At 46.2% G+C, this 24096-nt stretch carries 25 protein-coding genes and 3 pseudogenes; 2 read left to right on the top strand and 26 right to left on the bottom strand.

All coding sequences use genetic code 11. The features are described from left to right. Window positions 1–34: 34 nt before the first annotated feature. The 24 genes and pseudogenes from JCM14374_RS15885 to JCM14374_RS00295 form a co-directional block, all read right to left on the bottom strand. Complete coding sequence (locus JCM14374_RS15885; RefSeq protein ID WP_439646050.1) at window positions 35–574, bottom strand: PhoH family protein; 540 nt, start codon at window positions 572–574, stop codon at window positions 35–37. Then, window positions 550–1008 carry a hypothetical protein gene (locus JCM14374_RS15890; RefSeq protein WP_439646051.1) on the bottom strand — a complete coding sequence of 153 codons (459 nt, stop codon included), beginning with the start codon at window positions 1006–1008 and terminating at the stop codon, window positions 550–552. The genes JCM14374_RS15885 and JCM14374_RS15890 overlap by 25 nt, the downstream gene beginning before the upstream one ends. Window positions 1009–1100: 92 nt before the next feature. Continuing rightward, window positions 1101–2309 (bottom strand): sporulation protein YqfD, encoded by a 1209-nt coding sequence (yqfD, locus tag JCM14374_RS00195; protein WP_054691882.1) that lies wholly within the window; start codon window positions 2307–2309, stop codon window positions 1101–1103. Between the two features lie 15 nt (window positions 2310–2324). Beyond that, entirely contained in the window at window positions 2325–2603 is a 279-nt protein-coding gene (yqfC, locus tag JCM14374_RS00200; RefSeq protein WP_054691885.1) for a sporulation protein YqfC, read from the bottom strand. A gap of 183 nt (window positions 2604–2786) precedes the next feature. After that, entirely contained in the window at window positions 2787–2912 is a 126-nt protein-coding gene (locus JCM14374_RS14990) for a hypothetical protein (RefSeq protein ID WP_278279202.1), read from the bottom strand. A 375-nt stretch (window positions 2913–3287) separates the two neighbouring features. Next, entirely contained in the window at window positions 3288–3464 is a 177-nt protein-coding gene (gene rpsU, locus JCM14374_RS00205; RefSeq protein WP_054691888.1) for a 30S ribosomal protein S21, read from the bottom strand. Window positions 3465–3538: 74 nt separating this feature from the next. Beyond that, complete coding sequence (locus JCM14374_RS00210; RefSeq protein ID WP_054691891.1) at window positions 3539–3889, bottom strand: histidine triad nucleotide-binding protein; 351 nt, start codon at window positions 3887–3889, stop codon at window positions 3539–3541. Between the two features lie 181 nt (window positions 3890–4070). Continuing rightward, window positions 4071–5372: a tRNA (N(6)-L-threonylcarbamoyladenosine(37)-C(2))-methylthiotransferase MtaB gene (mtaB, locus tag JCM14374_RS00215; protein ID WP_054691895.1), complete on the bottom strand. Its 1302-nt coding sequence runs from the start codon at window positions 5370–5372 to the stop codon at window positions 4071–4073. A 94-nt stretch (window positions 5373–5466) separates the two neighbouring features. After that, on the bottom strand, window positions 5467–6219 hold the full coding sequence (locus JCM14374_RS00220; protein ID WP_054691898.1) for a 16S rRNA (uracil(1498)-N(3))-methyltransferase: 753 nt from the start codon (window positions 6217–6219) through the stop codon (window positions 5467–5469). Window positions 6220–6334: 115 nt separating this feature from the next. Next, window positions 6335–7251: pseudogene (prmA, locus tag JCM14374_RS14140) on the bottom strand (50S ribosomal protein L11 methyltransferase). A gap of 10 nt (window positions 7252–7261) precedes the next feature. Continuing rightward, window positions 7262–8407: a molecular chaperone DnaJ gene (gene dnaJ, locus JCM14374_RS00235; RefSeq protein ID WP_054691909.1), complete on the bottom strand. Its 1146-nt coding sequence runs from the start codon at window positions 8405–8407 to the stop codon at window positions 7262–7264. Window positions 8408–8555: 148 nt separating this feature from the next. Continuing rightward, a pseudogene (dnaK, locus tag JCM14374_RS00240) lies at window positions 8556–10352 on the bottom strand (molecular chaperone DnaK). 55 nt (window positions 10353–10407) lie between these two features. After that, on the bottom strand, window positions 10408–10992 hold the full coding sequence (gene grpE, locus JCM14374_RS00245) for a nucleotide exchange factor GrpE (RefSeq protein WP_054691912.1): 585 nt from the start codon (window positions 10990–10992) through the stop codon (window positions 10408–10410). 11 nt (window positions 10993–11003) lie between these two features. Further along, complete coding sequence (locus JCM14374_RS00250) at window positions 11004–12245, bottom strand: TCP-1/cpn60 chaperonin family protein (protein ID WP_369397238.1); 1242 nt, start codon at window positions 12243–12245, stop codon at window positions 11004–11006. Then, on the bottom strand, window positions 12239–12568 hold the full coding sequence (locus JCM14374_RS15445; protein ID WP_369397239.1) for a TCP-1/cpn60 chaperonin family protein: 330 nt from the start codon (window positions 12566–12568) through the stop codon (window positions 12239–12241). The genes JCM14374_RS00250 and JCM14374_RS15445 overlap by 7 nt, the downstream gene beginning before the upstream one ends. 126 nt (window positions 12569–12694) lie before the next feature. Next, the gene (gene hrcA / locus JCM14374_RS00255) at window positions 12695–13717 is read right to left on the bottom strand and encodes a heat-inducible transcriptional repressor HrcA (RefSeq protein WP_054691915.1); all 1023 of its coding nucleotides are present in this window, start codon (window positions 13715–13717) and stop codon (window positions 12695–12697) included. A gap of 99 nt (window positions 13718–13816) precedes the next feature. Continuing rightward, window positions 13817–14164 (bottom strand): hypothetical protein, encoded by a 348-nt coding sequence (locus JCM14374_RS00260; protein ID WP_054691918.1) that lies wholly within the window; start codon window positions 14162–14164, stop codon window positions 13817–13819. Further along, complete coding sequence (gene hemW / locus JCM14374_RS00265) at window positions 14146–14967, bottom strand: radical SAM family heme chaperone HemW (protein ID WP_054691922.1); 822 nt, start codon at window positions 14965–14967, stop codon at window positions 14146–14148. The genes JCM14374_RS00260 and hemW overlap by 19 nt, the downstream gene beginning before the upstream one ends. Further along, window positions 14954–16752: pseudogene (gene lepA, locus JCM14374_RS00270) on the bottom strand (translation elongation factor 4). Before lepA ends, hemW begins: the two are co-directional and overlap by 14 nt. A 169-nt stretch (window positions 16753–16921) precedes the next feature. Then, window positions 16922–17248 carry a hypothetical protein gene (locus JCM14374_RS00275; protein ID WP_054691925.1) on the bottom strand — a complete coding sequence of 109 codons (327 nt, stop codon included), beginning with the start codon at window positions 17246–17248 and terminating at the stop codon, window positions 16922–16924. Next, window positions 17245–18015 carry a stage II sporulation protein P gene (spoIIP, locus tag JCM14374_RS00280; protein ID WP_083453770.1) on the bottom strand — a complete coding sequence of 257 codons (771 nt, stop codon included), beginning with the start codon at window positions 18013–18015 and terminating at the stop codon, window positions 17245–17247. Before spoIIP ends, JCM14374_RS00275 begins: the two co-directional genes overlap by 4 nt. Beyond that, window positions 17997–18281: a hypothetical protein gene (locus JCM14374_RS00285; RefSeq protein WP_054691932.1), complete on the bottom strand. Its 285-nt coding sequence runs from the start codon at window positions 18279–18281 to the stop codon at window positions 17997–17999. The genes spoIIP and JCM14374_RS00285 overlap by 19 nt, the downstream gene beginning before the upstream one ends. Before the next feature lie 160 nt (window positions 18282–18441). Further along, window positions 18442–18990, bottom strand: a complete 549-nt coding sequence (locus JCM14374_RS00290) for a potassium channel family protein (RefSeq protein WP_054691936.1) — start codon at window positions 18988–18990, stop codon at window positions 18442–18444. Between the two features lie 105 nt (window positions 18991–19095). Continuing rightward, complete coding sequence (locus JCM14374_RS00295) at window positions 19096–19308, bottom strand: hypothetical protein (RefSeq protein ID WP_172674110.1); 213 nt, start codon at window positions 19306–19308, stop codon at window positions 19096–19098. A gap of 407 nt (window positions 19309–19715) precedes the next feature. Between JCM14374_RS00295 and rpsT the strand changes: the two genes are divergently transcribed. Continuing rightward, window positions 19716–19985 carry a 30S ribosomal protein S20 gene (gene rpsT, locus JCM14374_RS00300; protein ID WP_054691941.1) on the top strand — a complete coding sequence of 90 codons (270 nt, stop codon included), beginning with the start codon at window positions 19716–19718 and terminating at the stop codon, window positions 19983–19985. A gap of 19 nt (window positions 19986–20004) precedes the next feature. Here rpsT and holA read toward each other — a convergent pair whose 3' ends face one another. Continuing rightward, a complete protein-coding gene (gene holA / locus JCM14374_RS00305; RefSeq protein WP_157048878.1) occupies window positions 20005–20982 on the bottom strand; it encodes a DNA polymerase III subunit delta in 978 nt (325 codons plus the stop codon). Window positions 20983–21173: 191 nt separating this feature from the next. Continuing rightward, window positions 21174–22610: an MATE family efflux transporter gene (locus JCM14374_RS00310; protein WP_157048879.1), complete on the bottom strand. Its 1437-nt coding sequence runs from the start codon at window positions 22608–22610 to the stop codon at window positions 21174–21176. A gap of 145 nt (window positions 22611–22755) precedes the next feature. On the opposite strand from JCM14374_RS00310, the gene JCM14374_RS00315 reads away from it, so the two are divergent. Then, the gene (locus tag JCM14374_RS00315) at window positions 22756–24081 is read left to right on the top strand and encodes a 5'-deoxyadenosine deaminase (protein WP_054691951.1); all 1326 of its coding nucleotides are present in this window, start codon (window positions 22756–22758) and stop codon (window positions 24079–24081) included. Window positions 24082–24096 lie beyond the last annotated feature (15 nt).

Below are 24096 nucleotides of genomic sequence, written 5' to 3' on the forward strand. Positions count from 1 at the left end.
ATAAGAAGTGGCCAAAACTAACTAACCGGATGATTTAATGATTAAAATTTTCTATGGCTTCATAAGCCTCATAGGCATCAATAATTTTTTGCACCAGAGGATGCCTGATTACGTCTTCTTTGCTTAAATACTCGAAAGAAACCCCTTTGACCTGCCCCAGAATCTTTTGTACTTCAATTAAGCCAGAATATTCTTCTTTAGGCAAGTCTACCTGAGTAATATCCCCTGTTATTACCGCTTTAGAACCAAAACCCAGCCGGGTCAAAAACATTTTCATCTGCTGAGGAGTTGTATTTTGAGCTTCATCAAGAATAATAAAGGCGCTGTTCAATGTCCTGCCGCGCATATAAGCCAAAGGTGCTACCTCAATAATATTTTTCTCCAAATAACGCTGGGTGACTTCTACTCCCAGAATATCAAAAAGGCTGTCATACAGAGGACGCAGGTAGGGATTTACTTTTTCGATGAAGTCCCCAGGCAGGAAGCCCAGCTTTTCACCCGCTTCAACCGCGGGTCTTACCAGAACAATCCTTTCCACATCACGGTTTTTTAAAGCATATACCGCCAGAGCCACTGCCAGATAGGTCTTACCTGTTCCCGCCGGCCGATGGCAAACACAATATCATCCCGGATGATAGCTTCAACATACCTTTTTTGCCCCAGGGTCTTGGCCTTAATGGCTTTGCCCCGTACAGTATTCAGGATAGAACCGGACAGAATATCGCGATGTTGGGGCTTGTCTCCTCTTTGCAGCAGGTTGTGCATGTAATTAATATCATTAATAGTCAATTGTTTTTCACTGTCAATGAAATCAAGGATGCTGTAAATAAGTTCAACTGCAACATCTACATCTTCGCTGCTGCCCCTGACATATATCTCTGAACCCCGGGCATATAATTCCGCCTTGCAAATGCTTTTCAGATGGCGGAAAGTCTCATCACCAATACCAAAAAATATGGCAGCTTCGCCATTATTCTTAATTTTCACCCGGGTTTCTTTCTCTGTCAAATACCCATCCCTCCGTTAAGTATTCAGGATTTTATTTAGGCCATTATATCATATATATATGTGATATAAAAAGCCCCTGTGGTTTATTAGGACTATGGCACCATATTTATCGGCTGTTTCTCCACTATGTTTTCATAACACTCCAGTGAGGCTTTGACCCGTATAATATCTTCACTGGGTGATGACAGTATTTTTATACGCATATTTATGACGGGCGCATTAGGTTCCAATTTTTCCCGCGCGTTATTTACTGCCTTTTGACGGGCGATTTTTAAAGCCTGTTCCTCAGTGTATTCCCGCACTTGCGGTATGGTTTCCTGGTACTGTACTTTATTAACGCCACATTCCCCCCATATTGTCCAGAAGGTTTTCCGGGAGGTCTTCTTTATGAAGTGTGCAAACGGTTTAGTTTCAGCACCAGAAAGCGCTATGCTGCCATAAGGAGTAATAATGTTATAGTAAGATTTTTTCCTGTGGCCGACCAGCAGCTTCTCAGTGCGCAGCTGGCATTCCCCATAGCCATCATGCCAGACCCGCGCTTTGACCTCCCCCCGGGCCTGAACAATATATGGTTCCGGTACTTCCTGTTCTTCTTCGGGCACATATGGACTTTTTTGGGGGACAACCACCCCGGAGATTAGTATATCCCCTTTTGATACCACATCCCCAGGTTTAACTCTAGCTTCGCCTTCCAACACTAAAATATCATCTATAACCCCTTCCTTGCTCGCTACGATATGGCAAGGCCTGCCGTCCTGAAGAGGCAGAATTTTCTCAACCACCTGAATCTGCACCCTAACCCCTTTGATATCCAGTTTCACATAGGTAAGTTCACTGATATCCTGCAGTATATGCTGTTCTACCTCAGTTCGCCTAAAGTTCCACTTGGCCGCTCCCTGATAGACCCCGTGCCGGGCGGCGGTGAGAATAATTTTTTTGCTGTCTACCTTTTTATTTCCGGTTACATCAATAAACCATACAAATGAAGACAGCAGGTACAGAGCCATAATAAACAACAAAGCGCCGCCTAAAAAGCCCATCCTTTTTCTTATGATATTGCCGTAGAAAGGCAGGCCTTTTTTTTCGGTAACATCCAATGCAAAACCATTTTCTTCAGCTATGGTCTGCAAGGCTTTGAAGGCACTGCTTCTTACCTTCAAGTTCAGATCCGGTCCATTTCGCTTGATGTCCCATATATATATCCCTCTGGCGCTGGCCATATTTATTACCTTTTCCTGATTCTTGCCGCCCAGCTTGACCCGAATGGTTCCCCCTACTTGCTCGAAGAGTTTATTGGCCATTCTGAATCCTCCCGCTCAGTCCATATACTTAACGGTGTGAATTTCTCCGCAAATGCTCATCTCTTCAGCCATTAAGGCCTTAATTTCCAGGTTGTTTCCGTCAATCTCCAGGTATCCCCGGCTTAAGTTAATGCGCACTCGGTTAAGATTGTATTCGATAATGCCGCGGTGGTTTTCAAGATACAATTCATTTCTTCCGACTATGGTAAGTTTGGGAAGATCCAGTACCAGATCACGAGGAATTTCTAATAGTTCAGCCATGGCTTTACTTATGGCCTCCCGGCGTTTGTCCATTACTATCCCTCCTGCCGAAGAAGTAATCACGCAGTCTTGACCCGTTTATAAAATATATGCCCGCATGCAATGCTAAATGAACAAATTAGCCTCCGGGCGAGAAGCGTTATGGTTTTAGATTGCCGCATGGCAGCGCTTCTCGCAACGACATTAGGTTGTTCCCGAAGGTAATCCTTTATTGTTTCATTGCCAGCACAGCGAAGTAATCTTTCCCAGCAATGACAGGGCAGCGGTACTGCCGTTCACGATGACCTCTGCGATTGCCCCGCCCACGCCCCCGAGTACACTTATCCACAGCCATGCAACCATACTTTCCTATACAACCAAAAAACCTCCTGGTAATCACCAGGAGGCTGCAAAAGATTTTTTAGTTTTAGGTTTATATCAACTGCTAAACTTAATAAAATGTAACTGCTACTATGCTGAACAAAAAGGACACAATGACCAGGCTTATGATGGCTATTACCACCCGGCGCTGTCTCTTATTTTGCATGCCTTTGTTCATAAAGCTCACCCTTAATCCCCCCAACTAATTATTCCGGGTTATAAATAATTTAAGCCTGGTAAACTGATTTACCAGGCTTTCATTTTCCTAATAGCGCTTAAATTTCTGTAGTTTTACCTGTTCGTCTTCAGCCTACCCTTCAATTTACGTAAGTTGATCGTAAAAGGGAGCTTTAGCCCTTAAAATTTCTTTTTCTTTCGAGCAGCCTCCGACTTCTTCTTCTTCTTAATACTGGGCTTTTCGTAATGGTCATGTTTCCTTATATCCTGCATAACCCCTGCCTTTTGACAGGAACGTTTAAATCTCTTTAGGGCGCTATCCAGGGATTCATTTTTTCCTACTCGTACTTCGCTCACTGTATCCCTCCCCTCATCCGATCAGGCTGAAAACGCCTTTATATTTTACTATCTAATAAGCCCCCAGTCAAGGTTTAGCCTGGAGGCCAGCCGAAATTTCTTCCGCCCAGCAGGTGGTAATGCAGATGCATAACCGTCTGCCCGCCCATTTCACCACAGTTATTTACGAGGCGGTAACCAGGTTCAGCAATGTTCAACTGGCTGGCCAGCCGGGCTGCCAAAAGCTGAATCTGCCCCAGCAAAGCAACGTGATTGACTTGCAGCTCATTAAGTGAAGAGATATGTTCTTTCGGAATAATCAGTATGTGAACTGGCGCCGCCGGATTAATATCCTCAATAGCTATCAGCAGATCATCTTCATACACTACTTTGGCTGGCAAGGTTTTACTGGCAATTTTGCAGAATAAACAGTCTGCAGCGGTCATACTTTCACCTCCTCCATAAACACCGGGTTTTTTTAAAAATATTTCATCTTTGATCCCGCAAGATAATCGTTCATTTAAAATAGCAAATATTCCTATCTATTTTATCAAAATATTTAATCCATTACAAAGTAATTTTCGGATATTTTGCTTTGTAATGCACCTGGTCCATTTATTATCTGAGTTACACAAGTTCTGCGGTTGCCACAGGGCCATTTATACCAGTAAGCTTTATCCGTGCAAACCCGCCGCATAGATTTTGAGACGCACAAAAGGCGGTTTCAATATAGTTTTCTGTAAACCCGTAAAAAAAGCCATTTACTTCTCGCTCTACCAATACTTCAAACTCCTCGCCCATGAAGCGGATTATGAACTCATCGTGTTTGGTTCGGGCCAGTTCCAGCAGGGTTTCGCTTCGAGCCTGTTTAATTTCCGGCTTCACCTGGTGTGCAAAATCTGCGGCGGGTGTGCCGGGTCGCGGTGAATATTTGAACACGTGCAGGTCCAGCAAAGGCAGCTGCAGCAACAGGTCAATAGTCTGCTGAAAATCAGCTTCTGATTCACCCGGAAATCCTACCATAACGTCACTGGTAAAAGATGCGCGGGGCAGGCTGGCGGCAATTGTTCTGATTAAATCCATATAATAGCTTCTGTCATAGCGACGGTGCATGAGTTTCAGTATCCGGTCACTGCCGCTTTGCAGGGGAATATGAAAATGAGGGCAGATTCGTTTATCCATGCGCATTAATTCTATCAGTTCATCTTTCATCTCCAGGGGTTCAATTGAGCTTAAACGCAGCCTGTAATCACCCTCAACATTATGCAGAATATGAACCAACAGACGATGCAGATCCCAGTCGATAAGATCAAGTCCATACTGCCCGGTATGAATTCCGGTTATTACGATTTCCCGGTAGCCAAGGCTGACCAACTGCCTAACTTCGCCTAAAACATCTTCAGGCAGCTTGCTCCTGACCTTGCCGCGCACATAGGGCACTATACAATAGGAGCAAAAACTCTGGCAGCCGTCCTGAATCTTGACAAAGGCTCTGGTCCTTTCATGCAGTGAACTAAATATCACCGGTTTTAAGTATCTATTATCAGCCTCAACCCTGGTACATACTATCGGCCGCTCAGTTTTAGCTGAGATATATTCTTCGACTATATCAACCAGATTTTCCTTTTCGCGGCTGCCTATAACCAGATTGACCCCTGGGATATCCGCTAAAGCCTCCGGATCTAATTGGGCCATACAACCTGTCACGGCTATTATGGCATCAAGATTCCGCCGGGCGATTCTTCTGATAACTGCCCGGGATTTCCGGTCGCTAACATGCGTAACCGTACAAGTGTTTACGACATAAACATTTGCTGGTTCGCCGGGTTCAACCACCCGATAGCCCCGCTGGATAAAGATTTCTTTTAGTTGTTCGCTTTCTACCTGGTTTACCTTACACCCCAAGGTATAAAAAGCCACGTTCTTCATAATAATTTGTCCCTTTTGCCAGCCGCAGATTAACCCTGATTTTTAACTGTGGGATAAGACAAAATGTTTAAGATTGTTCATCTGTGGCTAATTCTTACCCCAAATCGTTAAAGTGGTAGAGGATCAGGCTGGCCGCTACCAGTCCAGCGGTCTCAGTACGCAAGATACGTGGTCCCAAAGTAACCAGGTGTACCCCGCGATCCCTGGCGGCTTCCGCTTCCTCATGGCTAAAACCGCCTTCCGGTCCCACCAAAATAAATATTTCCTGCCCGGTGAATCTCTCTTCTTCGGTTTGTAAAAGCTGTTTTAATCCTAGTTTATGTTCTTCTTCATAAAGCATTATCGCCGGGGTCTGGCCTATTATCTGCAGGATTTCATTTATCCCGCGCATGGGATTCACTAACGGCATCTGGTTACGGCGGCATTGTTTACAGGCTTCCCGGGCTATTTCCTGCCATCTCATCACCCTTTTTCCTGCCTTGCGTTCATCAAGTTCCACCACACTGCGCTGTGCAGCCAGGGGATGTATAGCCTTTACCCCTATTTCCACGGCTTTTTGCACGATGCTGTCCATTTTATCGCCTTTGGCTATACCTTGAACCAAATGCAATGATGTTTCAGGTTCGCGGTCGATACACGCTTTGGAAATAATTTCTCCCTTTAGTCTCTGCTCCTGGTCTTCCCGTAACCGCACCCGGTATTCCATACCGCTGCCGTCAAAAACCGCAACTATTTCACCCGGACGCAGACGCAGCACCTTTTCTATGTGTCTTAACTCTCCGCGATCAAAATACATTTCATCTTCCTTATGTTTGTCGCAGAAACAAAAAAACGGTGCACTCTCCATACACCCCTCGTATAATCATTTTGGTGTCAAGGTGTCAGGGGGACGGTTCTCTTGACACCGTTTTAAAACTCTGTTCCAGGTGGTGTCAAGAGAACCGTCCCCCTGACACCTATAGCTATTTCTTGCGTGCTGCCACGCCTACCCAGTCGATATCAGTCAGGACCTGTTCAACCGTGAAGCCGCAGTTATCCAACTGCTTTTGTACTCCCGGCCAGCGGCTGTCTACTATGCCTGAACCAAAGAAATATCCACCTGAAGGTAAAGCCTCTGACGCCAGGGGCAGTAATTCGTTTATTACCTCAGCGGTAATGTTGGCCAGTATCATATCTACAGGCCTGCCCAGAATTTCTTCAGCTATATCTCCTTCGCGCACTTCGATAAGATTATCCAAACCGTTTAAAACAATATTTTCCCGGGCTACTTTAACCGCCACCGGGTCTACATCCATGGCAAAAACACTCTGGGCTCCCAATTTAGCGGCACCAATAGACAAAATGCCCGACCCGCAGCCGGCATCGATTATTCTTTCTCCGCCTTTAACATACTGGTCGATAAATTTGAGACAGAACCGCGTTGACGCATGTATGCCGGTGCCAAAAGCCATCCCGGGGTCCAGTTCGATGATTATTTCACCAGGACCCATTTGGTAATCCTCCCAGGATGGTTTAACTACCAGCTGTCCCCAACCTTAAAACTGTGATAATATTTCTTCCAATTCTGTTCCCAGTCTTCGTCACGAACCTCGTCAATATATACCTTGCACTCCACTCCGAAGTTCTCTTTGACCGCATCCAGGCAGCTGTGCAGTTCATCCATGACCTCACGGTCTTCCGGAAAATAAGCTTTTACCACCACAAAATTATGTTCCATGAAATCAGGCGAAGTGGCCTTCCATGGTTCGCTGCTGATATATTTACGCGCCCCCTGCGGGTCTTCGATAACCACCCCGCCGGTACCCAATCTTTGAAAAATTCCTGAAATTGCTTCAACACATATGCCTTCAGTAAGCACACTAATTTCTTTCCAAGTCATTCAGGCACTCCTATCCCATCGCATCTTTAAATTTATCAAACAGTCCCTTGTCCTTCTTGCCTGACTTATCGTCATCATTGTAGAAAACCTGCAGGAGTTCACGTTGTTTCTTCGTTATTTTTTTAGGAATATTTACTTTTATAATGACTTTTAAATCGCCCTGACGGGCCCCATGCAAATGCGGCACACCTTTGCCCTTAACGGTTATAACATCACCAGGCTGGGTACCTTCAGGAATAAGCAGTTTGTGAACTGCTCCTCCCAGCAATGGAATATCTATTTCCGCTCCCAGGGTAGCCTGCACAAAATTAATTTCCGCAGTAGTAATTAAGGTATAACCGTCCCGTTTGAAATGGGGATGCGGTTTAACCGCCACCGTTATATACAGATCACCGGGAGGTCCGCCTTTTTGTCCCTGTTCGCCTTCACCCTGGATGCGCAGGCGGGACCCGCTGTCAATTCCTGCTGGTATGCGCACTTCAATGCGCCGGTTCTTCTTGACCTGCCCGGTACCCCGACATTCGCTGCAGGGCTTTTCTATAATCTTACCTTCTCCATGACAGCGGCTGCAGGGACGTACGGTTTCAAAGCGTCCGAAAGGCGTGCTTTGCACTGTTCTCGCCTGTCCGCTGCCGTTACAGGTGGGGCAGTTTTTGACCTGTGAGCCTTCTTCAGCGCCACTGCCTTTACAGCGATCACATTTTTCAATCCGGGCAATCTCTATTTCCTTTTCCAGGCCGAAAACCGCATCCTCAAAATTGATATCCATACGCAGTTCGCGATCAGCACCCCGCTGTGGACCACTGCGGCTGCGTTTACCCATACCGGCTCCCTGACCGAAAATCAAATCGAATATATCGCCAAATCCGCCCATGCCTTCCCCGAAACCACCAAATCCGCCTCCAAACCCCCCGGTATTTTTGGTGGGGTCAAAGGCATCGTGACCGAAACGATCATAAGTGGCACGTTTCTGATCATCGCTTAAAATCTCATAGGCGTCATTGATTTCTTTAAATTTCTCTGAAGCATTGGGGTCTTCCCGGTTGACATCCGGATGGTATTTACGCGCCATTTTGCGGTAGGCAGCCTTGATATCATCCGGCGAAGCATTCCTGGAAACTCCCAGGACCTCATAAAGATCGCGTTTAGTGGCCATTTTCCCACCTCATGTGTTTAATTCAACTTACTATGGGATCGCTTAACCACAGATACATACAGATGTTTCCATTTTTTTCAGATTATTGTAATGTTTTTGCTAATTTAATCAGTGTTCATCTGTGGTGATTTTCTCTGTTTATTATACTCTATTTATCATCATCGGGGATGTTGTAATCAGCGTCAAACACTTCCCCGTCATCAGCGCTGCGGGTTGACATTTTCATACATTTTAGCGCTGACTGCATATATGGCCTGGGTCAAGGCTTCGGTCTTAGCTTTGATGTCTTCGATGTCGCTGCCTTCCAGGGCCTTCTTCAAATCCTCTTTAGCAGATTCAATCTGGCTGCGTTCAGCTTCGCCTATATTATCAGCAAATTCCTTTAAGGTTTTCTCTGCCTGGTATATCATACTGTCAGCGGAATTACGGGTCTCCACTTCCTGCAACCGTTTTTCATCCTCTTCAGCATAACGCTCGGCTTCCTCCATCATGCGTTTAATTTCCTCATCACTTAAACCGCTGGAAGAGGTAATGGTTATCTTTTGTTCCTTCTGTGTGGCCAGGTCCTTGGCGCTTACATGCACAATGCCATTGACGTCAATGTCAAATTTTACCTCCACCTGCGGAATTCCGCGCGGCGCCGGGGGAATTCCAGTCAGCTGGAACCGGCCCAGAGTAACGTTATTTCCGGCCATCTTTCTTTCCCCCTGCAGAACATGAATGTCAACCGAGGTCTGGTTATCAGCCGCAGTGGTAAACACCTGACTCTTGGAGGTGGGAATAGTGCTGTTACGTTCAATAATTCGGGTAAATACCCCACCGAGAGTTTCGATACCCAGTGATAAAGGAGTAACATCCAATAAGACCACATCGGTTACATCCCCGGCCAGGACTCCGGCCTGAATAGCTGCGCCTACGGCCACAACTTCGTCAGGGTTAATGCCTTTAAAAGGTTCCTTGCCGATGAAATTGCGAATCGCGTCCTGAACAGCTGGAATACGAGTAGATCCTCCCACCAGGATAACTTTGTCAATCTTATCTGGCTAAGCCCTGAATCCTTCATAGCCTGCCGGGTAGGTCCCATGGTTTTTTCCACCAGTTCCGCGGTCAATTCGTTAAACTTGGCCCGGGTCAGGGTTTTCTCCAGATGAAGCGGTCCTTCCGGCGTAGCTGTAATATAAGGTATGTTTATATCAGTGGTCAGAACACCTGAAAGTTCGTGTTTAGCCTTTTCAGCCGCTTCTTTAAGACGATGCATAGCCATCTTGTCAGAACTCAAGTCTATGCCCTTTTCTTTCTTAAAGTCAGCAATAAGCCAGTTAATGATGCGGTCATCGAAGTCGTCACCGCCCAGACGATTGTTGCCGCTGGTGGCCTTTACTTCAAAAACCCCGTCGCCAATCTCCAAAATAGAAACGTCAAAAGTCCCGCCGCCCAGGTCGAAAACGAGAATGGTTTGGTTTTCGTCTTTATCCAAACCATAAGCGAGCGCTGCAGCCGTAGGTTCATTAATGATACGCAGTACTTCCAGACCCGCAATTTTACCGGCATCTTTGGTGGCCTGCCGCTGTGCATCCGTAAAATATGCCGGTACGGTTATTACCGCCTGGGTAATCTTTTCTCCTAAATAGGCTTCCGCATCCGTTTTAAGCTTTTGCAAAATCATGGCTGATATTTCTTGAGGCGTGTATTTATTATTGTCAATTTCCACCTTGTAATCGGTGCCCATTTTTCTCTTGATCGAAATAACTGTTCGTTCTGGATTGGTAATAGCCTGGCGTTTGGCTACCCGGCCGACCAGGCGTTCGCCGGTTTTAGAAAAGCCCACTACTGAAGGAGTAATACGTTCTCCTTCCGGATTGGGAATTACAACTGCTTCACTACCTTCCATAATTGCAATACATGAATTGGTGGTTCCTAAATCAATGCCTACAACCTTTGCCATTTAACAACACCTCCATATATTTTTGAGGACATTAACGCAAAAACCAGTATGGTCCTCAGTTTTTAGACATACTTACTTTAACCAGGCTGGGTCTTATTACCCGGCCATGCATGATATAACCCTTTTGCAGCTCATCTATGATTGTATTCTCAGGATGATCTGCGCTTTCCTCAGTCATTAAAGCCTGGTGATACTGGGGGTCAAAAGCCTGCCCATGGGCTTCAATAGGCAGGACGCCCTGTTCGCGAACTATGTCATGCAGCTTGCGGCAGATTAACTCAACCCCTTTGCTGAGTCCCTCATAGTCACGAGCGGAATCCGCACTGGTCATAGCCCTCTCCAGATCATCTATAACCGGTAATATTTTTTTAATAACCGGCAGGGCGGCAAATTTAAGATATTCTTCTTTATCCCTGGCGGCTCTTTTACGATTATTATCAGCCTCAGCCAAAGCGCGCAGGTACTGATCATATAGTTTTTTATTTTCTTCCTGGGTCTTTTCTAATTCTTTTTTAAGTAAGGATAATTCATCTTCTTCGTTTAGTTCAGCAACTTCGGTATCTTGAGCATTCAATGCAGCATCGTTCCCATCGTTTGCGAGCTTCTCTGCCTCCTCCGGTTTTGCGTCATGCTTTTCCACTAATATCACCTCTATTCCATGATATCTAGGCTGCCCGGTTTCGATTCCTCATTTTTCATTTTTATAATGGTGTTAATCCGTAATATGGCTGTTGCTACCTCACCGGCGGTTTTTACGGCATTAATCTTCACCAGGGCGGGATCGACAATGCCGTTTTCTATCATATCGACCACCGCGCCGCTTTCGCAGTCAAAGGAAATGGAAACGCGGCCTTCCCGATTCTGCGCGGCTATAACATCACCCAGCTTTTCCAGGGGATTAAACCCGGCATTGCTGGCCATACAGTTAAAAGGTTTTAAAAAAGCCTCTTTTACGCACAGCACCCCGTAAGACGACATCCCTCCCAGGGACCGGGCCAGTTTCTCCATTTCCGCGGCCAACCAAATTTCCAGGGCTCCCCCGCCGGGGACAATCCCCTCTCGCACCGCAGCCTGCACCGCCGACGCGGCATCGCGGGCGATGCGTTCCCTTTCATCCACCACTTCACTTGTGGCAGCTCCTACGATGATAGTGGTCCAGGTTTCGCCCTTGCCTCCGTAAACACAAGTATGCTCCAGTTTCTCATCACTGACAGCGCGATCGGCTTTACCTAAATAAGAAGAAAGGATCTCCGGACTGCGGTTCAAGGTAACCCGTTTGATTTTCCTCGCGCCGGTGTGCTGACACAACCGTTCAATTTCACGGCTTGATACTCTCTGTAAAGCCATAATTCCCGATTCTGTGAATATTTCTTCCGCCAGGTCATCAATAGAACGGTCAGCCACAACCACATTTACACCCAGTTCCGCAATCTTGCGCAGATTTTTTTCATATGTATCGCGAGCCTGGAGAAAATATTGAAAACCGGCTTCGGTTTTCATGGCGTCGTGATTTAAGTCTTCGGGGGCCAGAGCATCGTCAACAACTAATATTAAAGGGTTGTTAATTTCCCGTGGCATTTCCTGGTTCAATGCTTGGCGGTTCAAAACCACCCCGTTAAACACTTGATTTTCAGCGGCTTCGCGGGCAATAACGGCATCAGCAAAACGATAATCATCCTGCAGCATCCTGTCCATGCCCAGCATAGCGGCCCCTTCCACCACCAATTGCGCCAGTTCCTGCTGTCCTCGCCCCGCAATAGAGGCTATATCATGCAGCTGCTTTTTCTGATCGATGTTTATTTTCCGGCTTTGTTCTTTTATCAGATGCAGGGCTTCTTTTATACCGATTTCAATGCCGTCTATAACCCGGCTCACCGGGACGCCTTTTAACACCTGGCTGCTCCTTCAGCTACGAGGGCCGCCGCCATAATGGTGGCAGTGGTGGTGCCATCCCCAACCTCATCCTGCTGGGCTCGAGCAGCGTTAATAATCATCCTGGCCGCCGGGTGGCTGACATCCATAAGTTTTAGAATGGTCACCCCGTCATTGGTTATAACCAGATCAGCAAAGGGATCAACCATCATTATGTCCAGCCCCTTGGGGCCTATGGTTCCCTCTACGATTTGTGATATTACTGTGGCGGCATGGGCATTATTCAGCAGGGTTTGAAACCGGTCGTCTTTTTCTTGTTTATGTGAAAATAAACTGTCTGCCATGGCAACCTCCGTAATTGAGAGGCGGGAAGCAGGAAGTCGGAGGCGAGAACAATATGATCATTTGTTCTGTGTTTATTATAAACCCCCCAGATCCCTCAATTTCTGTCTTTTGGTCCAGATTTTTTCCTACTTTTTCTTTATGGTGTCCTCAACTATATCACACACGGATTCAACCGAACCCGCAGCTTTCCAATATTCCATGCGCACCGGACCTATAACTCCTATTTTTCCCATTTCGCCGAAGGTCTTATACCCTGAGAATACCAGGCTCATTTCCTTAATGTCATCGGCCAAATTTTCCTTACCGATACGAATATCCACCTCATCCCCGGTGCTGTCGGGAAGAATATGCCTCAGGCGGTCAGCTTCGTCAAGGATAGCCAGAACCCTTCTAATTTTCTCTATATCTTTGAATTCTGGTTCATTCAAAATGTTAAGGGCGCCGCTGACTACGACCCGCTCGCTGGTGGAGTTGTCTAGCAGGTTATCAATCGACTCCAGAATGCGGTCAATTAGCTTGCGTCTCTGTCTCAAGCTGTCGCGAAGCTGGCTCAAGGTACTGCGTTTGATTTCGCCGGGCTTCTTACCTCCCAACATCTGTGTAAAGACCCTGCCTATCTGGTCAAGCTCCTCGGCGTTTATATCTTCAGGCACCTCGATCTTGCGGTGCATAATCATGCCCGGATCAGTTACTACCAGGACCAGGGCTTTGTTCTGGTCTACAGGCACCAGCTGCAAATAACGGAAATCTGACAGGCGCACAGCCGGCACGATAACAAATGAGGTATAGTTTGTCACCTGAGCAAGAAAACTGCTGATATGTTGAGCCAGTTCATTCCATTCCTGACTGCCGCTTTGCAGAATACGCTGCAGGGTTTCCGCTTCTTTTTCATCCAGGTGTTCTTTTTCCATCATCCAGTCTACATAGTAACGAAAACCCATTTCCGAAGGAATGCGCCCCGCAGAGGTATGCGGCTGCTCTAAATAACCCATTTCCTCCAGATCAGCCATTTCATTTCTCACTGTAGCGGCACTGAATTTTAGATCATGTTTTTTAACCACCGCCCGTGACCCTACGGGTTCGGCAGTCTCCACATAATCCTTAATAATAGACCCCAGGATTAATTTTTTACGTTCATCCAGTGTCATATTAAAACCACCTGTTAGCACTCTCCTTCGTTGAGTGCTAATGATTATTTACCAAAAAAATAACACCTGCAGAAAGCTTTGTCAAGATCGTAAATCAGGTCAGAAACCTTGCAAAAACTGATTGGACAGGAAAAATGCCTTACTGGTCAGCCTCAATCTCCCGGTCACGATTTCTAACAAGCCCTGGCTCAGGCATACACTAATTTGTTCATTAAATTCTTGTAAGAGATCAATATTAAAGCGCTGATTAAATGATTTCAATTCAATCCCGCCGGTTAATCTCAAACCCAGGATAATTGCATCTCTTATAATATCTTGCCCCTGCATGGTTTCCAGTTCTTCCTGCGGGCAAGTTTGGCCCGTCAATAGATTTCTGGTGTAGGTTTCAACCTGAGCGAGGTTGCGGCACCGGCGTCCTGCTATGAAGCTTACCGCTCCGGCTCCCAAGCCAGGTATTCACAGGCCGACCAGTATAATAGATTATGGCGGCAGTGATAACCCGGACGGCAGAAATTAGACAGTTCATAATGATCATATCCATGCTCTTGCAGGTAGGATACAGCCTGGTAATACATCTCCCATTCTATATCTTCTCCTGGCAGCCGGATTTTTTTAGCCGCTGCATCCCGGCCCATAGGGGTGTGTTCTTCCAATTGCAATAAATACAGCGACAGGTGGCTTGGATTACATTCTGCCGCTTGTTTAAGGTTTTGCAGCCACTTTTCTATAGACTGCCCCGGAAGGCCATAAATTAAATCAATATTGAAGTTTTTACAGCCCTGGCGTTGAAAAAGTTCTATGGTCTCGTATGCCTGACGAGCGTTATGCGCCCGTCCCATTAGTCTAAGTTCTTCGTCATCAAAACTCTGCACTCCCAATGAGAAGCGATTAATTCCCGCTTCCAGCAGCCCTGCCATTTTCTGCTCATGCAAAGCAGCAGGATTGGCTTCAAGGCTTATTTCCGCGTCTATATTTAAATTAAAACTGTTTTTAATGACCGTTATAATGGTTTGAATCTGTTGAGGCGAAAGCAGGCTGGGGGTTCCTCCCCCAATATATATGCTTTGTATGCTTTGGTGCGGGTAGAGCGAAGCCTTGAGGGATATTTCAGCCAGCAGCGCCTGGTTATAGCTGGCCATATCAACCGGCCAGGCAAGCGGCAGGGAATAAAAATCACAATAACGACACTTTTGCAGGCAAAAAGGAACATGGATATATATGCCCAGCGAAGAGGGATTAATCGCCTTCAATATTCATTACCCTCAGAAAGGCGTCTTTAGGTACTTCGATGTGCCCAATCTGTTTCATCTTTTTCTTACCTTCTTTTTGCTTTTCCAGCAGCTTCTTTTTCCGGGTTATGTCGCCCCCGTAGCATTTGGCCAGGACATCCTTGCGCATCGCTTTAACATTCTCGCGAGCAATGACCTTGCTGCCAATAGCCGCCTGAATTACCACTTCATACAGCTGGCGCGGTATAATGCGCCGCAGCCGTTCGGTTATGGCCCGGGCCGGTAATAAGCCTTGTCACTGTGGACGATGAAACTCAAGGCGTCAACCATATCACCATTGAGCAGTATATCAACCTTAACCAGATCCGAAATCTCAAACCCGCTGATTTCATAATCCAGGGAAGCATATCCCCTGGTCCTGGATTTGAGGGCGTCAAAGAAGTCATACAGTATTTCCGACAAGGGCAGCTTATAGGTCAGCATCACCCGGTGAGTAGTCAGGTATTCCATATTGACAAAATTGCCGCGTTTTTCCTGGCATAATTCCATGATACTGCCTACAAAATCATGAGGCACCATTATTGAAGCCTTGACATAGGGTTCCATTATACAATGGGTTTTCTGGGGCGGCGGCCAGTGGGTAGGGTTCTGCACCAGCACTTCGCTGCCATCGGTCAGAATAATTTTATAGATAACGCTGGGCGCGGTAGCCAGGAGATTAAGGTCATATTCGCGTTCCAACCGCTCGCGTATAATCTCCAGGTGCAACAAACCCAAAAAGCCGCACCGAAATCCAAACCCGAGGGCATCCGAACTCTCCGGTTCGTAATACAGCGAGGCATCGTTTAATTTCAGGCGGTCTAGGGCATCACGCAAGCGTTCAAACTCGCTGTTGTCGACCGGATATAACCCGCAGTAAACCATAGGCTTGACTTCCTGGTAGCCTGGCAGCGGGTTTTGAGCTGGTCTCTTTACCGCGGTAACGGTATCTCCAACTCTGGTATCCTTAACATTTTTTATACCTGCCGCCAGATAACCCACTTCCCCGGCATGCAAAACCTGCACTTCAGTCATATAAGGAGAGAGCACCCCGATTTCCGTTATTTCATATTCTTTCCCGGTAGACATCATGCGGATCATTTCACCCTTGCGCAGTTCGCCTGATACCACTCTGATATAAGAGATGGCTCCTTTGTAGGAATCGAAATAGGAATCAAATATTAAGGCCTGCACCGGACCGTGTTCTTCCCCCTGCGGACATGGAACCCGTTCGACTATGGCCTCCAGAACATCCATAACCCCGGTTCCCAGCTTGGCTGAGATGGAGAGAATTTCGTCCTTATCTATGCCCAGTACATCCTCCATCTCCTGTTTGACCTGTTCGGGTTCGGCTCCGGGCAAATCTATTTTATTTACTACCCCTATAATCTCTAAATCCAAATCCATAGCCATATAGACATTGGCCAGGGTCTGGGCTTCAATACCCTGGGAAGCATCCACTACCAAAAGGGCGCCTTCGCAGGCGGCCAGACTGCGGCTCACTTCATAGGCGAAATCAACATGACCCGGGGTGTCGATAAGATTTATAATATACTCCTGGCCATTGCGGGCTTTATAATTCAAGCGCACCGGCTGCAGCTTTATGGTAATGCCCTTTTCCCTTTCCAGATCCATCTTATCCAGGAACTGGTCGCGCATCTCCCGCTGGCTCAAGGTTCCGGTGAACTCCAGCAGGCGGTCAGCCAGGGTAGACTTGCCATGATCAATGTGCGCTATTATACTGAAATTTCTTATTTTCTCCTGCAAAAATAACCCTCCAGATTTCAGTTCAGGCTGAAAACATCGCCACAAAATTATACCTTATTGAAAGGCCAGGTTCAATTCTGGATTAAACAAACGCAGATAACGCGCAATATTTTAGGGATTAACACGGAATTTTATCAGGGGGTGTGTCAGGAGGGGTGCTGGAGTTGGTTCACGGTAATAGGTTTAGTTGTTCGAGATGCGCGCGGGGGTAAGATGTTAAGAAGCGCTGCAGGCGCGAGACAGAAGACCTTAAAATGTGCTGCAATCGTAAGGTTTTTTCATTAATTTTATCTCTTAGATTATCAAGCTTGTCCTGGTCATACTCATAACCCTGCCCCAAAGCTATTACATAAATGCCTTCATTGCTTATTTTAAGCCCCACAACCGGTTGGCGGTTATCCAGGGTCAGGCAGTTGATTCCCTGGTTGGCGGTATTCAATCCAGCGATAAAAAGGCCAAATATTCCTAATACTATTAATACTTTATGAAACCTCATGACGAAACTTCCTCGTATAATACATCCAATAATATATTGGTAAATAATTGGGCGGCATAAGTGACTTCTTGTAAAGAGTTACGATCAGTGCCAAACTCCAATAAAAGTGCATGGTCAAAGAATTCTTGATTATAGGTACCCGCCTTGCTTCGCACCCCTTTGATCAGTCCGGGATAGATTTCCTCTCCCTTGTTTCTGATTTTCTCCGCAAAAGCAAGGTTTTTTCTCCAGTTGGGATGCGGCTTGCGTTCATCGGTTCCTACTACGATTAAAATTAAAGCCGCATCTTTTCCGTTTACATTAATAGTTTCGGCATCTTCCCTGCCGGGTATACTGTCACGATGAATATCAAATAATGCCACCAGATGGGGATATTTTTTTATAGTATTTTTAACCGTTTCCCGTGAGTTGGTATAGCTGTAGTTATACTCAGGAAAATCGTGAATGGTATCATTGAAAACCGCTTGTATTCCGGCGCGGTTCAACTCCCTGGCCAGAGTATCCGCCACCTGGTTCACGAGACCCCTTTGTCCCTCGCATTTGGCCACACCGCTGTCAGGTATATATGATTCTGCGCTGTGCGTACAATAGAAAACCACCTGGCATTCCTTCAGGGCAGCAGCATATTTTTCATTGTAAGGCTGCGTTTCTGGTGGTGCGTTTTCCAAGGGATTGTTAATCACAGGTTTATCATCCGGCAAATCAGCGGAATAGGCCCCGCGTGAAGCCAGGACCCGTAAATTGCTGCTCATAACTGCCTGGGGCATTCTGCGTTCAGGTAATCACGCCAGGCAAGCTGCGGGCTGTTAATGCCCGCCATAGCCACATTGTTCAGCCTCAAAGCACTTTGGGCCATTTCACGGCTGATTTTTACCTTGAATAACGACATATATGTTTCCGGAATACGCAAGTTCCGTGAGTATTCAAGGTTGCTGTTTATATCCCAGCTTAAACCTGCCAACAGAGCCAGGAAAAAGAACTGCATAAGGACTATGGCTTTTATAAAACTAACAAAGGCACTCCGCCGCTTCATCCCGCCACCTCATTAAGGGCATATTATTTTAAATTTATGGCTAGGCCATGATGAATAGAACAGGTGGAACAAAGCAGGCATGAAGCAGGCATAACAAAATGAGGGCTGCGATAGGCGAATATAAGAAATGAATTTGGGATACAAGCTATAATAACTAGCCTTATTTAATCCTTTTTAAAATGGTTTGTTCGTCCTGGTGCAGGCTGATTTTATGGTTTTTTTGAGATAACTGTTTTTTATTAATAATAAAAGCAATAGTAATGGCAATAACTATAGGCATCAAAATAACAGAAAATAAAACCTCGCTCATTACCAAAACCTTGGCTATTGCAGATACCGGATAGATATCTCCATAACCAACTGTAGCGAAGGTAACCAGCGAGAAATAAAGCGCTGAAATACCATCGGATAATCCTACAAAGCTAACTGGATTTTGCCTTAATAACTCCAGGTAAATACCCGAGAAGCCAACTGTAATACCCAAAAAGCTGATTACCCAATAAACCATCAAAACCACAGCCTGGTTCGATGCTGTATCATTAAACATTTTTTTCGTTTCTATATATGCCATAGCAATAAAAACAAGCCCGCCTAAAATGGACAGCGAGGCAATCGGTATTTCAAACGGCAGTTTCAAAAATAGATCAATAAATGAGTAAGAAATCAACCCTATTAAAAGTGTTAAAAGTAAATAACGGGATTTAGCCAAGGTTTGACCCCCATTTTCATAAATATAGCATTATTATACAGTATAACTGGAATACGAACAATAAACGCAACCCATTGTTAACCTTTCAGTTATATTTTATAGCTATCATGTGATAAGGTCAGTATTGAGGGAAACCTTTTCTAATGCAGCAGCAGATGGCTCTTTCTCCAAAACCTTGGCGGCGTTATCTAAAATCCGGTATCCATGCCCACCTGCAAGTAAAATTAATACGTCCCCTTCCTGTAATTGCAGTTCTTCAATGAGATTTTCTTCCTCATCATATATGCTGGCCATAACACCGCCGCTGTAAATATACAAAACTTCATTGGTTCGCTTGATTATTCTATGGGCTTCATTATGGATATGTGCGGGAAGTTTCGTACCCGCTTGACAGTTCCAGGTTCCTGCCTGTAAAGGTTCATCGTCTTGCGAAAAAAAACTGAGCTTCAGTGCATTGGGATACAGGAATCAGTTTCGCCAGGACCTTTCCATCGGTTTCAATTATTTTCACCCGTCTCAAACCGCCTTTACACATAGATTCATCTAAATAACCTAGCCATATTGGGATCTTAGAATTTATAATCAGGAAAGCTTTTAAAGAATATGCGGCCTGAGAAATGATTATTATGGTCTGATGGGGATGAATTTCATAAGATGCAGTTGCATTTTGCAGGGCCTAGTGCTATAGTATTCCTGTTAGCTGTCCATCACGAGGAGGTGAATTCGTGGCCAAAAGTAAGACCCCGGCCAAGCGGGCCCGCAAAGCAGAAGAAAATCGTCTGAGAAATAAAGCCCAGAAAAGCCGGATAAAGACCGCTATCAAGAAGTATGAAAGTTCTCTGCGTCAGGATAATACAGAAGTCGCCCAGGATAACTTAAAAAAGGCAACTTCTTTAATCGATAAGAGCGTAGGTAAGAATATCATGCATAAAAATACCGCTGCCAGACGTAAATCCAAACTGGCCAAAAAACTAAACCAGATGCAAGCTCAATAACCTGTCTTTACGACAGGTTCTATTTTTTTCTGCAAATCTTCACCAGCATTGATTCCATAAGGATTTCCCCGTCCTGCTGGGTGCTTTTCATGGTCAAATCAAGCTCCATCAAATAGGCTAAAATATCATCCATTTCTTCCCAGGCAAAACCACGTGCGCAGGACATGAGTTTCTGTACGCCATATTCCTTCATCCCCACAGCCGCAGCTATACTCTGCTTATCATATCCTTTTTCCATGTAAGCTTTTACTTTGCCTAAATTAAAGAATTGGCGTCCGGTCATATTCAGGAACAGCAAAGGGGGCTCGCCTTGTTCCAACAGCTGGTTATAGGCCCTAAACGCGCTTCTCAGGTTGCGATTCAGCAGCGCATCGGTCAAAGCGAATACCCGGGTCTCCTCTTTATTCTCCAGTTCCTCTTCCAAATCTTGAACGGTCAGGCTGCCTCCCATAGTCATCAAACTGAGCTTTTCAATCAGGTTTTCCAGGTAATACATGTCCTGACCACTGCGGCTCAGCAAATTTATCACTTCGGCGGAAGCCTTCAATCCGCGGCGTTTGCATTCCTCCTGCGCCCATTTGGTTATATACTGGGGGCTGGCCTGCTTAAACTGCAAAACTGTGGCCTGGCGGTCCAGGATTTTAACCAAAGGGTTGCTGTTATCATGTTCTTCGGCTGTAAGCACCAGGGTCTGGTCCTCCATATCCTGAAGAAGAAATTCTTCAACAGCTTTGCGCAGTTCATCGTTGCGTGCAGCTTTACGTTTGCCTTTCCCCAGAAAGGCCGGTTTTTTTATGACCACCATGCGCTGCTCGCAAAATAAAGAAGTAAACTGCAGGTTTTCTATAAGCTGCCGGCCGCTCATCTCATCCCCATCAAGGTATAGCAGTTCCACTTCTCCATAGTTGTGCCGCAGGCGGGTATGTATATCTTTTATTTCCTTATCTATTAGATACGATTCGTCTCCCCACAGAAAATAAACCTGTTCTTTTTTCATTTCCAATCAACACTGCCCATCAAATTATTTTTCTCTAGTATAACGGATTTAGAAAACCCGGTTCAATCTTCAGTGCTTTGTCTTATCCTGCAGTTAAAGATCTGTTATTAAAACCCGAGTGCTCTGTACACGTATTCCTCGCTCCTGTTCCATCTTCTCGGTAACCCACAACGTCATGGGCGTTTGTTTTACTAAAACCTCAGCCAAACCAGCAGCCTCCCCAGGGTGTATTTCGGGGCCATGGTCAGGATTCTCAGAGAGCGGCGCGGGGTAAGTTCGTTCCATAACCGCACCAGGAAGTATAATCCTAAAAAAGCGGCCAATAATTCAGAACCGGCAAATGACAGCCACACTCCCTTCAGGCCAACCATTCCGGGCAGTACATATAACAGCGGTAAAAAGAAGACCAATTGCCGCAAGACTGACAGCCACATGGCTTTCATGCCCCGGTCAACTGCCTGCAGAACAGTGGATAGGATAATCAACGGCCCCAATATGGGTAAGATCAGAGTGGCCAATCGCAAGCAATCAGCCCCCATAACCACCAGTTTTACATCCTGGGAAAATAAACGCATTAACCAGGCCGGACTGCACTGCAGGGGAAGCCAGGCGGCCATCATCAGCACCAGGGAGAAAATGGCTGCTTTGAGCAGGGTCTCTTTTACCCGTTCATCTCTGCGGGCACCGTAAGCAAAACCGACTATAGGCATAGTTCCCTGGGCCAAGCCCAATACTGGCATCAAAAGCAATGAACGAATACGCACGAATATACCCATAACCGCTACCGCCGCACAGCCGTAACCAACCAGAACCCGGTTAATTAAAACCATAACCAGCAAAGAGGCTATTTCCATGACCAGGGCCGGCAGCCCTACCCTAAAGATATCGCGAATAATCTGCCAACTGGGGGAGAATTCACGCAGCGACCAGCTGAATATATTGTTTCTCCTTTTTAAAACCATAAAGGTGAAAATGGTACTGCAGACCTGGCAAACAACAGTTGCCGCCGCCACCCCGTTTAATCCCAGAACCGGAAAAACCCCCAGGCCAAACATGAGGAACGGGTCAATAATCACGTTGATACTAACCCCTGCCAGGGCAATCAGCATCGGCATTGCCGTATCCCCTTCGCCCTGGATGACGTTGCCCATCATAATAGCCAGAAAGGTAAATATAGAACCGGAAAGAATAATCAACAAAAAGTCTTTACTCAAAGCAAAGGTTGTTGAAGTACAGCCTGAATAGATCAGCAGCTTGTCAATGCAGCTGACACCCAGACGCCAAAACAGCAGGCCCATAAAAACGGCCAGGAAAAATCCATGCCAGGAAATATTGCGGGCTTCGCTGCTATTTCCGCCTCCAAGGGTGCGAGAAATCAATGATGTTAGACCGGTGCCGGCGGCTGATGCCATCGCGGTAAGCAAAACCTGCACAGGTATGGTCAGGGTTACCGCCGCCAGGGCCTCCTCCCCCAGGCGGCTGACGAAAAAGGTTTCTGCCAGGCATAATAATGAGTATATTGCCATACCGGTCATGGCAGGAAAGGAAAGTTTGAATAACAGCCTGCCCACAGGCCGGTGCAGCATCTCATGCTGGTTGATTATTATCCCTCCCCCGGTAAGCTTCACAGCTCATTACTTTGTTATCTTTTCAAGCTATGAATAATTAGCCGGGAATATTATCATTATGTATTTTAGTTTAACTATTCATAAGCATGGAATTATACGCATATACCTGTTAAGATACACTCATGATAAAAACGAGGTGTTTTTTATGCTTGTAATAAAAAACGGCACCCTGGTAACCATGAACCCCGAACGCCAAATTCTCCAGGCTGATCTTCTTATAGAAGATAACTGTATCACAGGCATCGGAGAATTCGCAGCAGGTGCAGGGGATACGGCTATTAACGCCCAAGGCAAACTGGTCATTCCCGGGCTGATTCAGACTCATGTTCACCTATGTCAGACCCTCTTTCGCGGTATGGCCGATAATCTGGAACTGCTTGATTGGCTTAGAAAACGCATCTGGCCTCTGGAAGGCAGTCACGATGAAGAATCCATATATTATTCTTCACTCTCAGGTTGTGCTGAACTGCTGCGGGGCGGAACTACAGCTATAATTGACATGGCCAGTGTCCACCATACTGAATCGGTATTTCAGGCGGTTGAACTGGCGGGTATCCGCTACCTGGGCGGAAAATGCCTGATGAACAAGGGCGAGGCAGTTCCGGCCAGCTTGATGGACACCACCGAAAATGCGGTGCAGGAAAGCCTGGATCTTTGGCAGCGCTGGGATGGACAGGCCAATGGTCGGATACACTACGCTTTTTGTCCCAGGTTTGCGGTTTCATGTTCAGATGAACTGCTGCGCAGCCTGGCCGCTTTGTCACGCCAACATAATATTCCCGTACATACCCATGCTTCCGAAAACCGCAGCGAAACAGCCCTGATAGAAAAGGAACATGGCTTAAGCAATATCAACTACCTGGAAAGTTTGGGGTTATGTAACGACCGCTTGATACTGGCCCACTGCATTTATCTAAATAATGAAGAAATGAAAATCCTGGCTGAAAGCAAAACAAATATCGTTCATTGTCCCGGTTCCAATTTGAAACTGGGATCGGGTATAGCCAGAATTCCTGAACTGCAGGCCATGGGGGCCAATATTTCTCTGGGAGCTGATGGCGCCCCCTGTAACAACAACCTGAGCATGTTCATGGAAATGCGCCTGGCGTCTCTTATCCAAAAGCCCCTGCACGGTCCCCGCAGCATGCCGGCTCCGCTGGTTTTTGCAATGGCTACCCTGGGAGGCGCTAAAGCATTGGGCCTGGAAAAAGAGGTCGGCAGTCTGGAAATCGGCAAAAAGGCGGATATCGCTGTAGTAAGCCTGGACGGATGGCATCACCAGCCGGTACAGGCAGCTGACGTGTACAGCCATCTGGTTTATCAGGCCCAGGCCAGTGACGTCTACGCGACAATAGTTGACGGCCGCTTGTTAATGCTTAATGGACAACTGCTTTGCCTTGACGAAAATGATGTCAGAACCAGGGCTGGAGAATCAGTATCCCGTATAATTCAATATGCCGGGTTGATATAATCATTAATTCCATTT

This window comes from Syntrophomonas palmitatica JCM 14374 (assembly GCF_001311885.1).
Taxonomy (GTDB): domain Bacteria; phylum Bacillota; class Syntrophomonadia; order Syntrophomonadales; family Syntrophomonadaceae; genus Syntrophomonas_A; species Syntrophomonas_A palmitatica.